This window comes from Streptomyces atratus, from assembly GCF_014648655.1.
GTDB classification, from domain to species: Bacteria; Actinomycetota; Actinomycetes; order Streptomycetales; family Streptomycetaceae; genus Streptomyces; species Streptomyces atratus.
In genome coordinates this window covers 32,701-43,180 of the sequence record NZ_BMRN01000032.1, presented here as the reverse complement: position 1 = coordinate 43,180, position 10,480 = coordinate 32,701, and the positions used below count along the sequence as shown (strand labels likewise).

The 10,480-nt window shown below is 70.4% G+C and carries 11 protein-coding genes; 7 read left to right on the top strand and 4 right to left on the bottom strand.

What is annotated here, in order from left to right; all coding sequences use genetic code 11:
- The first annotated feature begins 18 nt into the window (after positions 1-18).
- The 4 genes from IEZ15_RS32535 (at position 19) to IEZ15_RS32520 (ending at position 3,566) form a co-directional block, all read left to right on the top strand.
- Positions 19-855 (top strand): DeoR/GlpR family DNA-binding transcription regulator, encoded by an 837-nt coding sequence (locus IEZ15_RS32535; protein WP_189280567.1) that lies wholly within the window; start codon positions 19-21, stop codon positions 853-855.
- Positions 856-920: 65 nt separating this feature from the next.
- On the top strand, positions 921-1,373 hold the full coding sequence (locus IEZ15_RS32530; protein WP_114243119.1) for an SRPBCC family protein: 453 nt from the start codon (positions 921-923) through the stop codon (positions 1,371-1,373).
- 114 nt (positions 1,374-1,487) lie between these two features.
- The gene (locus IEZ15_RS32525) at positions 1,488-2,999 is read left to right on the top strand and encodes an SDR family oxidoreductase (protein WP_229846244.1); all 1,512 of its coding nucleotides are present in this window, start codon (positions 1,488-1,490) and stop codon (positions 2,997-2,999) included.
- Positions 3,000-3,086: 87 nt separating this feature from the next.
- Positions 3,087-3,566, top strand: coding sequence for an SRPBCC family protein (locus tag IEZ15_RS32520; RefSeq protein ID WP_189280566.1), 480 nt, complete (start codon positions 3,087-3,089; stop codon positions 3,564-3,566).
- A gap of 38 nt (positions 3,567-3,604) precedes the next feature.
- Here IEZ15_RS32520 and cds1 read toward each other — a convergent pair whose 3' ends face one another.
- A complete protein-coding gene (gene cds1 / locus IEZ15_RS32515; RefSeq protein ID WP_189280565.1) occupies positions 3,605-4,738 on the bottom strand; it encodes an L-cysteine desulfhydrase Cds1 in 1,134 nt (377 codons plus the stop codon).
- A 208-nt stretch (positions 4,739-4,946) separates the two neighbouring features.
- Between cds1 and IEZ15_RS32510 the strand changes: the two genes are divergently transcribed.
- Positions 4,947-5,264 carry a hypothetical protein gene (locus IEZ15_RS32510; protein ID WP_114243122.1) on the top strand — a complete coding sequence of 106 codons (318 nt, stop codon included), beginning with the start codon at positions 4,947-4,949 and terminating at the stop codon, positions 5,262-5,264.
- A gap of 183 nt (positions 5,265-5,447) precedes the next feature.
- The gene (locus IEZ15_RS32505; protein WP_229846243.1) at positions 5,448-5,969 is read left to right on the top strand and encodes an ATP-binding protein; all 522 of its coding nucleotides are present in this window, start codon (positions 5,448-5,450) and stop codon (positions 5,967-5,969) included.
- Positions 5,970-6,020: 51 nt separating this feature from the next.
- Here the strand turns inward: IEZ15_RS32505 and IEZ15_RS32500 are convergent, their stop codons facing one another.
- Genes IEZ15_RS32500 through IEZ15_RS32490 form a run of 3 tightly spaced genes read right to left on the bottom strand, consistent with a single transcriptional unit; the run spans position 6,021 to position 9,680 of the window.
- The gene (locus IEZ15_RS32500) at positions 6,021-8,591 is read right to left on the bottom strand and encodes an ABC transporter permease (RefSeq protein ID WP_189280564.1); all 2,571 of its coding nucleotides are present in this window, start codon (positions 8,589-8,591) and stop codon (positions 6,021-6,023) included.
- Positions 8,592-8,595: 4 nt separating this feature from the next.
- Positions 8,596-9,393: an ABC transporter ATP-binding protein gene (locus tag IEZ15_RS32495; protein ID WP_189280563.1), complete on the bottom strand. Its 798-nt coding sequence runs from the start codon at positions 9,391-9,393 to the stop codon at positions 8,596-8,598.
- Positions 9,390-9,680: an SHOCT domain-containing protein gene (locus tag IEZ15_RS32490; RefSeq protein ID WP_189280562.1), complete on the bottom strand. Its 291-nt coding sequence runs from the start codon at positions 9,678-9,680 to the stop codon at positions 9,390-9,392. Before IEZ15_RS32490 ends, IEZ15_RS32495 begins: the two co-directional genes overlap by 4 nt.
- 200 nt (positions 9,681-9,880) lie before the next feature.
- Between IEZ15_RS32490 and IEZ15_RS32485 the strand changes: the two genes are divergently transcribed.
- Positions 9,881-10,450, top strand: coding sequence for a TetR/AcrR family transcriptional regulator (locus tag IEZ15_RS32485; RefSeq protein ID WP_189280561.1), 570 nt, complete (start codon positions 9,881-9,883; stop codon positions 10,448-10,450).
- Positions 10,451-10,480: the final 30 nt, after the last annotated feature.

Below are 10,480 nucleotides of genomic sequence, written 5' to 3'. Positions count from 1 at the left end.
GGAAGGACCGGACCGGCGTTGAGCGAGAATCAGAACCTGCTCGCGGAGCAGCGGCGTGCCCTGATCCTCGACGAGGTACGCAGGCGTGGCGGGGTCCGGGTCAATGAGCTGACCCGCAAGCTGAGCGTCTCCGACATGACTGTCCGCCGGGATCTGGACGCGCTGGCCCGCCAGGGTGTGATCGAGAAGGTGCACGGCGGGGCGGTTCCGGTGGTCGAGGCCAGCACGCACGAGCCCGGTTTCGAGGCCAAGTCGGCTTTGGAGCTGACCGCCAAGGAGGACATCGCGCGGGCGGCCGCGGCGATGGCCGTGCCCGGCAGCGCCATCGCGCTCTCCGGCGGTACGACGACGTACGCGCTCGCCCAACGACTCCTGGACGTACCGGATCTGACGGTGGTGACCAACTCGGTGCGGGTCGCCGATGTGTTCCACTCCGCGCAGCGGTCGGGGGCTGCGGGCGGGGCGCGTACCGGGGCGGCCACGGTGGTGCTCACCGGTGGGGTGCGGACCCCGTCGGACTCGCTGGTCGGCCCGGTCGCCGATCAGGCGATCGCCTCGCTCCACTTCGATGTGCTGTTCCTCGGGGTGCACGGGATCTCGGTGGAGGCCGGTCTGTCGACGCCGAATCTGGCGGAGGCCGAGACCAACCGCCGTTTCGTCCAGTCGGCGCGGCGTGTGGTGGTGGTCGCCGACCACACCAAGTGGGGCAAGGTGGGCCTGAGTTCGTTCGCGACTCTGGAGCAGGTGGACACGTTCGTGACGGACTCGGGTCTGTCGGCCGCCGCCCGCGAGGAGATCGAGGAACATCTTCCGGGCCTGCTGGTGACGGGCCGCATCGCGGACGCCGACTCCTGAACCGTCGGCCGGTACGTGGCTTCCGCTCAGCTCGCGATGGACGGTACACGGCCTAGGATCGCGCTGTGGCCGTCTTCCGGATCGAGCGCTTCACGCCCCTGCCCGCAGCCGAGTCCTGGCGCCGGGTGACGGACTGGGAGCGGCACGCGGCGCATGTACCGCTGACCACGATCACCGTTCCCACGGGGCTGACGACCCGGATCGGAACCGTTTTCGTGGCGCGCACGGGTGTGGGGCCGCTGGGGTTCGACGATCCGATGGAAGTGGTGCGGTGGACACCGCCCGCGGCCGGGCGTGCGGGGCTGTGCCGACTGGAGAAGCGCGGTTCGCTGGTGCTGGGCCGGGCGTCGATCGATGTGTATCCGACAGATTCCGGATCGCATGTGGTGTGGGTGGAGGAGCTGACTGTCCGGCTGCTGCCGCGGTGGGCCGACCCGTTGCTCGCCGGAGCAGGCCGCCGGGTCTTCGGCCGGGCGCTGGACGGCATGCTGGACCGTCCGGCGGGGTCGCATCCGTAGGTGGCCGCGGTTGAGCGGGGCCGGTGGCGGTGCGGTGAAACCGGGTGGCCGCGTGCCGCCGTTCGGAGTGCTCCACCGGGCCCCGTACGGCGGTCCGGTGGAAGACTGGGACGAGTGACCGAATCCTCCGGTGGTACGCCGCTGCGTTGTCTGGTGACCGGTGCTTCCGGGTACATCGGCGGCAGACTGGTGCCCGCACTCCTCGACGCCGGCCACCGGGTGCGCGCACTGGCCAGGACCCCGCGGAAACTGCGTGACCACCCGTGGGCCGACCGGGTCGAAGTGGTCGAGGGCGATGTCTCCGACGCCGCCTCGGTGCGGGCGGCGATGCGGGACATGGATGTGGCGTACTACCTGGTGCACGCGCTCGGCTCCGGACCCGGATTCGAGGAGACGGACCGCGAGGCGGCCCGGGTCTTCGGTGCCCAGGCACGGGCGGCGGGGGTCGGCCGGATCGTCTACCTCGGCGGGCTCACTCCGGCCGGGGTGCCTGAACGGGAACTGTCACCGCATCTGCGGTCGCGGGCCGAGGTGGGGCGCATTCTGCTGGATTCCGGGGTGCCGACGGCCGTCCTGCGGGCTGCGGTCATCATCGGGTCGGGCTCGGCATCGTTCGAAATCCTGCGTCATCTCACCGAACGGCTGCCGGTGATGATCACCCCGAGCTGGGTGCGCACATCGATCCAGCCGATCGCGGTACGGGACGTGGTGCGGTATCTCGTCGGATGCGCACACCTGCCGGCCGACGTGAACCGTACGTTCGACATCGGCGGCCCGGACGTCATGACGTACCGGGACATGATGCAGCGGTACGCCGCGGTCGCCGGGCTGCCCCACCGAGTGATCCTCCCCGTACCGGTGCTCACCCCGGGACTCTCCAGTCTCTGGATCGGCCTGGTGACACCGGTGCCGCCCTCCATCGCCCGGCCGCTGGCTCAGTCGCTGCGCCACGAGGTGGTCTGCCGCGAGCGCGACATCGCCCGGTACGTACCCGATCCGGCCGGCGGCATCATCGGCTTCGATCAGGCGCTGCGGCTGGCGCTCCAGCGGATCAAGGATGCCCGGGTCGATACCCGCTGGTCGTCCGCGGCGGTGCCCGGTGCCCCCAGCGACCCGTTGCCCACCGACCCCGACTGGTCCGGCGGCAGTCTCTACAGCGACGAACGGGAACTCACGGTGCCGGTGGCGCCGGACGCGCTCTGGCGGGTGATCGAGGGCATCGGCGGCGAGAACGGCTGGTACTCCTTCCCGCTGGCCTGGGCCGTGAGGGGCTGGCTCGACCGGATCGTCGGTGGCGTCGGGCTGCGGCGCGGGCGGCGGGACGCGCAGCGGCTGCGGGTGGGCGACTCACTGGACTTCTGGCGTGTGGAGGAGATCGTTCCGGGTGAGCTGCTGCGGCTGCGCGCGGAGATGCGGCTGCCCGGTCCGGCCTGGCTCGAACTGTCGGTGGACCGGAACGAGCAGGGGCGGACGGTCTATCGGCAACGGGCGCTGTTCCATCCGCACGGACTGCTCGGACATGCCTACTGGTGGAGCGTGTGGCCGTTCCATTCGGTGGTGTTCGGCGGTATGGCCCGCAACATCACCGCCGCTGCACGGGCGGTCCCGCATCGCTCCGCCACGTAATACCCTTGCACACAAAGACATCTGACGATACGTCAGTTATGGTGTGCGCCACCCCGCCCGCCGCCGACCGCACGGGAGGTGCGATCCGTGCCGCGCCGACTCCGTTCCGTGGACCTCGACTTCGTCGAGTCCGCTCCACTGCGACTGGTCTTCGCCGCCGAGGTGTCAGCGCCTCCCGAGGTGGTCTACCGTGCGCTCGCCGATGATGTGGCGGGCTGGCCCAGCTGGTTCACCTCGGTGACTGCGGCCCGGCCCACCGAGGACGGCGCAGGTCGCGAGGTCCGGCTCAAGGGCGGCACGGTGTTGCGCGAGACGATCATCGCGGCGGAACCCGGCGAGCGGTACGTCTACCGAGTCGACGAGTCGAACGCCCCTGGCCTGCGGGCCCTGTTGGAGGAGTGGCGGCTCACCCCGGCCGGGACCGGGACGCAGGTCCAGTGGACGTTCGCCGCGGACGCTTCCGCACCCTTCCGGTTCGCGCTGCGGCTGGGCCGGCCGGGGGTGGGCCGGGCGTTCCGGGACGCGGTACACAATCTCGACAGGCTGCTGACCGGGCCCGCGGCCTGAGAGCGGCCGCGGACCGGGTGCGCCGCGTTCCGTCCGGGCTATCCGGGCCAGTTGCCGTCGGCCAGGAAGGATTCGATGGTTTCCGTGTACGGGGCGATGTCCAGGCCCTGTTCGGCGAGCCAGCTGTCGGAGTAGTACTTGTCGAGGTAACGGTCGCCCGGGTCGCAGATCAGGGTGACGATGCTGCCGACGCTGCCCTGCTCGACCATTTCGGCGACCAGTTTGAACGCGCTCCACAGTCCGGTGCCGGTGGAGCCGCCCGCCTTCCGGCCGATGGCCTTTTCCAGGGCGCGCACAGCCGCGACACTGGCTGCGTCCGGCACCTTCATCATCCGGTCGATGGCCCCGGGCACAAAGCTCGGCTCCATCCTGGGCCTGCCGATCCCCTCGATCCGGGAACCGCAGTCACTGGTGGCCAGGGGGTTGTGGTGGGTCCAGCCGTCGAAGAAACAGGAGTTCTCCGGGTCGGGCACACAGATCCGGGTGTCGAACTGCATGTAGTGCACGTAGCGGGCAATGGTGGCCGAGGTGCCGCCGGTTCCGGCCGTGGCGACGATCCATGTCGGCTCCGGATAGCGCTCCAGTCCCAGCTGCTGGTAGATCGACTCGGCGATGTTGTTGTTCCCGCGCCAGTCGGTGGCCCGTTCGGCGTAGGTGAACTGGTCCATGTAGTGGCCGCCGGTGTCGGCGGCGAGCTTGGCGGACTCCTCGTACAACTTCCGTGAATCGTCGACGAAGTGGCAGCGGCCGCCGTGGAATTCGATCAGGCGGCACTTCTCGGGGCTGGTGGTGCGGGGCATCACGGCGATGAACGGCACACCGATCAGCTTGGCGAAGTACGCCTCCGAGACGGCCGTCGAACCGCTGGACGCCTCGATCACCGGCTTGCCCGGCCGGATCCAGCCGTTGCAGAGCCCGTAGAGGAAGAGCGAGCGGGCCAGCCGGTGCTTGAGGCTGCCGGTGGGGTGCGTCGACTCGTCCTTGAGGTAGAGGTCGATGCCCCACGCCTCGGGCAGCGGGTAGCGCAGCAGATGGGTGTCGGCGGAGCGATTGGCGTCGGCCTGGACCTTCCGTACGGCTTCCTTGAGCCAGGCCCGGTACTCGGGGTCGGAGCGGTCGATGTCGATGGTCGCCGTGGCCCGGCCGTCATCTCTGTGCATCGCGGTGCCCATCAGCGCGTTCCTCCTCGTGTCGCCGTCACTCTCCACCGTCAACAATATTCCGTCTACCTGCACAAATGTTCGCTTTGATGGTCCATAGCCCTGCCTTGGCCCTGGCGGGCGGGGCAGCTGTGACATCGACCCGGGACGCGGCCTGGCGCGTCGGCCCCTGCTTGTGCAGACTGCCCATCAGAAGCGTTACGAAGGGGGCGAAGCAGTCATGCCGGAAACGGAGTTCAGTGCGACGGGGGTACGGATCGAGCGGTGGGCCCGTTCGGTCACGAGGGCGGGGCAGGTGATCGTCAAGGACGGCAGGCTGGCTCTGCTGACCAGTTACGGCCGGGAGATCGACAGCGCCCCGGTGGGGGCGGTGAGCGCGGGCAGGCCGTGGTTCGCCGGAGCCGGTGCGGCCGTGGCGCGCCTCAACGGGACGCGGTACCGACTGACGATGGGGCAGCGCAACCACGGTCCGGACAAGGCCGGGCCGGCCCGCAGATTTCTCGAGACGCTGCGCAGTGCGGGCGGCCGGATGATCTGACGGGGCGCCGCCGGTACACCGCGAGTTGCGGAGCCGTGCCCCCTGAGCGACATTGGTCACACGTCACTCATGGTTTACCGGCGGTGACCTTGTGATCCGCACCGCCGGAGCTGAATCAGCAGCCAGTCATCTGCTGAATCGTTCCTTCGTCTTCTTCCGGACCTATTTCGGGGAGTCGCAGCCGTGATCAGCGAGCCGAGCAGGCACTGCACAGTGGAGCTCCAGGCCCTGCCGTCGCGGATCGGGCAGGTACGCAGAATCGTTTCGGCACAGCTGCGCTACTGGCATCTCGATCCTCTGATCGACCATGCGGCGCTCGGCGTCACCGAACTGCTGACCAATGTCCACCAGCATGCCCAGCCGGACAAGTCATGCACCGTCGAGATCGAGTTGCTGCTCGAACGCCTGACCGTCTCCGTCCACGACCACGACCCACGGCTGCCGACCGTGCGCGAGGCCTCTGCGTTCAGTACATCGGGGCGCGGGCTCGCGCTGATCGCCGCGGTCAGCGAGAGCTGGGGGGTCTGCCCGAGGGGCGGGGCCGGGAAGGTTGTCTGGTTCACTCTTCCGGCGCCCTCCCTGTTCGCCGCACAGCCGCTGCACGCGGTGTACGGGGCAACCACTGACGGACCGTTCGAGCCGGACACCGTCACGTACCTGGAGAGCAGGACGCCCTCCGTCGCGCGGTCGTCGGTGGTCGGCTAGCAGAGTCGGCGGAAAGCGGAGCGGGGCGCCGTCCGGCGCCCCGCTGTCGCGCTATTCGGCGGCGATCGCGCGGAGCACGTCCAGCCGTGCCGCCCGGCGGGCGGGCCGCCGGCCCGCCAGCGCCCCGGCGGTGATCCCCACGAGGGCCACCACCAGGAGCCGCAGCGGCGGCAGCGCAAAGGCGAAGGCGGTGTCGCCCGTGCCCACGGACGCCTCGACCAGCACCCAGCCGAGGACGCCGCCGAGCAACAGGCCGCCCGCCGTGCCGAACGCCGCGACCAGAACGGATTCCCAGCGGACCATGGACCGCAGCTGGCTCCTGGTCTGTCCGACGGCCCGCAACAGGCCCAGTTCCCTGGTGCGTTCGTGAAGCGCCAGGGTCAGCGTGTTGGCGATGCCCAGCAGCGCGATCAGTACGGCGAGTGCGAGCAGGGCGTAGACCAGTGTGAGCATCATGTCGATGCCGCCGGCCGAGGACTGCGCGTACTCGCTGCGGGTCTGTACGTCCGGGTTGCCGTACGCAGCCGCTGTCTTCGCCACCGCCGCTTTGCCCACGGCGGTGGCGACACCGGGCTTGAAGGAGACGGCGATCAGCGAGTCGGAGTCCTGTGCACGGTGCGGGGCCCAGGCCAGGCGGGTGATGACGTAGTCGCCCGCCAGTTCCGACCGGTCGTAGACGGCACGGACCGTGAAGTTCTGCTGCGTGCCGTCGGTGAAGGCGAGCCGCGCGGTGGAGCCGGTGTGCAGACCGCGCTTGCCGGCCTCGATGTCGGACACGGCGATCCCGTTCACGCCCAGCCCCTTCAGCGATCCGTCGACCCGGCCGAGGTCGAAGACCCTGCCGAGCGCGGCCGGGTCGGTGACGGTCAGCGCGCGTCCCGCGCCGTCGACCTCCGCGACCCCCTTGCCGAGACCGACGGCGGTCGCGACCTCCGGCAGCCGGTCGACGGCCGGGGCCAGCCGGGGGCTGAGGCCGCTGCCGCCCGCTCCGAAGGCGGGAGCGCTGATGGCGACATCGCCCGCGAAGGAGCGGTCGACCGCCCCGTTCATGGTCGCCTTCAGGGAGGCGCCGAAGACGGTGAAGAGGGAGACCACGGCGACGCCGATCATCAGAGCGGTCGCGGTGGATGCGGTCCGCCGGGGGCTGCGCAGGGCGTTGCGCCGGGCCAGTCGGCCCGTGACACCGCGCAGCCGGTCGAGCGGGGCGCCGAGGAACCGAACGGCGTACGAGGAGGCGACCGGTCCGAGCACTACGAACGCGGCGAGTGCCGACACCGCACCGGCGGCCGACAGCCAGACGGACACATCGGCCAGGGCGCCGGTCAGGATGGTGCCGAGGGAGGCCACCAGCAGCACGAGCCCGGCGAGGGCACGTGCCCGGGACGCCGCGGAGTCGTCGGCCGCGCTCTCGCGCAGGGCGGCGAGCGGAGCGGTGCGTCCGGCCCGGACAGCGGGCAGGAGGGCGGAGCCGAGGCAGACGAGGACGCCGACGGCGAGCGGCAGCAGCAGGGAAACGGCGCTGATCACCAGCGCTCCCTCGGGGAACGGGAATCCGACGGCGGGGAAGAGCGCCTGCAGTCCGGCAGCGATGCCGATGCCACCGGCCAGACCGGCGGCGGAGGCGATCACACCGACTGCGGCCGCCTCGACGAGGGTCGAGCCGACGACCTGCCTGCGGGAGGCGCCGAGGGCGCGCAACAGGGCGTTCTCGCGGGTCCGCTGGGCGACGACGATCGCGAAGGTGTTGTGGATGGAGAAGGTGGCGACCAGCAGCACGATCCCGGAGAACACCAGCAGCAGTGTGGTGAACACGCTGAGGAAGGCACCGGAGATCATGTCCCGGTTCTCGGCGGCCGATGCCTGTCCGGTGATGGCCTCGACGCCCTTGGGCAGTACAGGGCGCAGTGCGTCGACGAGTTCCTGCTGGCTGGTGCCGGGGCCTGCGCGCACCTGGATGGTCGATGCCTCGCCGGGCTTCGGCGTGAGGTACTTCTCGGCATCGGCCTGCGTCATAGCGGTGTAGGTGACCTGACCCATGCCGTCCTGGCCGCCGAAGGTGGCCAGTCCTACGATCGTGACGTGCACGGGGTCGGGGGTGCGCAGCACGGTCGTGTCGCCGATCCCGAGCCCACCCCGGTCGGCGGTGCCGCGGTTGATGACGACCTCACCGGGCGCGGACGGGGCGCGTCCGGCGGCGAGCCGGTACGGATTGAGCTTCGGGTCGTCGATCCAGTTGCCGGCGAGAGTGGGCGGCCCCTGACCGCCGACGGGTTTGCCGTCGGAGCCGATGAGCTGGCCGGCGCCCTGGATGTCGGGGGCCGCCGCGGCGACGCCGGGGGTCTGCTCGATCCTCTTCGCGAGACCGGTGCTCACCGGCTGCCGGGTGCCCTGGGACTCACCGGCGACCGTGACCACATTGGAGCTGCGCACGACGGCATCGGTACCGGCGGTGGCGTTGCCGAACATGGTGTCGAAGCTCGCGCGGAGCGTGTCGCCCATGACGAGCGTCCCGGTGAGGAACGCGACGCCGAGCAGTACGGCGACGAACGTACCGGCGAAGCGGCGCTTGTGGGCGCGGAGCGAGGAGATGCTGAGGCGTACGGAGGCCCGGGTGCTGGTCATGTCGTCACCGCCTGCGTGACGGGTGAGGGGCGAAGGACTTGAAGCGGTCGAGCACGCGCTCCGCCGTGGGCTCGGACATCCGGTCGACGAGCCTGCCGTCGGCGAGGAAGACGACCTCGTCGGCGTGGGCCGCGGCGACCGGGTCATGGGTGACCATGACGACCGTGCGGGCAGCCTGCCGGACGGTTCGGCCGAGCAACCAGAGCACCTCCTGGCCGGAACGGGAGTCGAGGTTGCCGGTCGGTTCGTCGGCGAAGACGACATCGGGACTGCCCGCGAAGGCCCGCGCCACCGCCACCCGCTGCTGCTGTCCGCCGGACAGTTCGCCGGGCCGGTGGTGCAGCCGGTCCCGCAGTCCAACGGTGTCGACGAGTGCGTCGAGCCACTCCGGGTCGGGTCGCTCCCCCGCAAGATCCAGAGGGAGGGTGATGTTCTCGGCGACGGTGAGCGTCGGCAGGAGGTTGAAGGACTGGAAGACGAAGCCGATGCGCCGCCGGCGCAGCAGGGTGAGCCTGCGGTCGTCGAGGGCGCTGATGTCGGTGTCGCCGATGAAGGCGGAGCCGGAGGTGAGGGTGTCGAGTCCCGCCGCGCAGTGCATCAGGGTGGATTTGCCGGAGCCGGAGGGCCCCATGATCGCGGTGAAGCGGCCGGCCGGAAAGTCGACGCTCACCCCGTCGAGGGCCCTGACCCGGGTGTCGCCGGTGCCGTAGAGCTTCACTGCGTCGACGACCCGGGCAGCAAAGGCGGCTGAGGTGGACGTGGGGGTGGGGGTGGGCTCGGAGGTGGGGACGGTGGTGGTCATGCCACTCCTTCCTTGCTGCCGCGGCCGAACTGTTCGTCGAGGACGGAGAGCCGACGCCAGTACTCGTCCTCGTCGACCTCTCCGGCCGCGAAGCGGCGGCCGAGCAGGGTGATCGGTGACCCTTCGGCGGGTGCTTCCTGAGTGGTACGGGCCTGCCAGGGGCCTCGTCGGCCGCGCCGAACGGTACGGCGCAGCAGGGTGACGCCGCCGATCGCGGCGGCCGCCCAGAAGAGCGGGAAGAGGAGGATCCAGGGTCCGGGTCCACCGCTGTACGCCAGGGTGTTCATCTCGGTCAACTCCCTCGGTTCAGGGTTCGCAGTCAGGTTTTCCTGACGCCTCCGAGCCTGACCCCGGGAGGGGTCGGAGTCGTCGTACGGCCGGCGGCCGTGCGCGTACCCCCTCGGAAGTACGTGGCGGATGTGCGGCTGCTCCCGTCGTCGGGCCGACATCACCGGATTCTGTACCTACTGGTATGTACAGTCGAGTCATGAGCACTCCGGACCGTCTGATCGAAGCCACCCAGGAGCTCCTGTGGGAGCGCGGCTATGTGGGCACCAGCCCCAAGGCCATACAGCAGCAGGCGGGGGCGGGCCAGGGCAGCATGTACCACCACTTCGCGGGCAAGCCCGATCTGGCACTCACGGCCATCCGCCGCACGGCCTCGCAGATGCGCGAGACGGCCGGGCAGTTGTTCGACGGCCCGGGAACGGCGTATGAGCGGATTTCGACGTATCTCCTGCGCGAGCGCGATGTGCTGCGCGGCTGCCCGGTCGGCCGGCTGACGATGGATCCGGAAGTCATCGCCAGTGACGAGTTGCGCGCACCGGTCGACGAGACGATCGGCTGGCTGCGCGGAAGGCTCGCCGAGATCGTCCAGGAGGGCCTGGACCAGGGCGAGTTCACCCGCCTTCTGGCTCCCGAGGACGTGGCGGCGACGATCGTCGCGACGGTGCAGGGCGGCTATGTGCTGGCCCGCGCCTCCGGTTCGACGGACGCCTTCGACGCGGGCGCGCGTGGACTGCTCGCGCTGCTCGCCCCCGGTGACACCGCCGCCTGACACTCGAGGAGCACAACGCACCCGAGGCCC

What these genes read in the sequence shown, in the direction of transcription:
- cds1 (WP_189280565.1), bottom strand. Translation starts at nt 4,738, where the DNA reads ATGGGCACCGCGATGCACAGAGATGACGGCCGGGCCACGGCGACCATC.
- IEZ15_RS32500 (WP_189280564.1), bottom strand. Translation starts at nt 8,591, where the DNA reads ATGACCAGCACCCGGGCCTCCGTACGCCTCAGCATCTCCTCGCTCCGC.
- IEZ15_RS32510 (WP_114243122.1), top strand. Translation starts at nt 4,947, where the DNA reads ATGCCGGAAACGGAGTTCAGTGCGACGGGGGTACGGATCGAGCGGTGG.
- IEZ15_RS32485 (WP_189280561.1), top strand. Translation starts at nt 9,881, where the DNA reads ATGAGCACTCCGGACCGTCTGATCGAAGCCACCCAGGAGCTCCTGTGG.
- IEZ15_RS32495 (WP_189280563.1), bottom strand. Translation starts at nt 9,393, where the DNA reads ATGACCACCACCGTCCCCACCTCCGAGCCCACCCCCACCCCCACGTCC.
- IEZ15_RS32490 (WP_189280562.1), bottom strand. Translation starts at nt 9,680, where the DNA reads ATGAACACCCTGGCGTACAGCGGTGGACCCGGACCCTGGATCCTCCTC.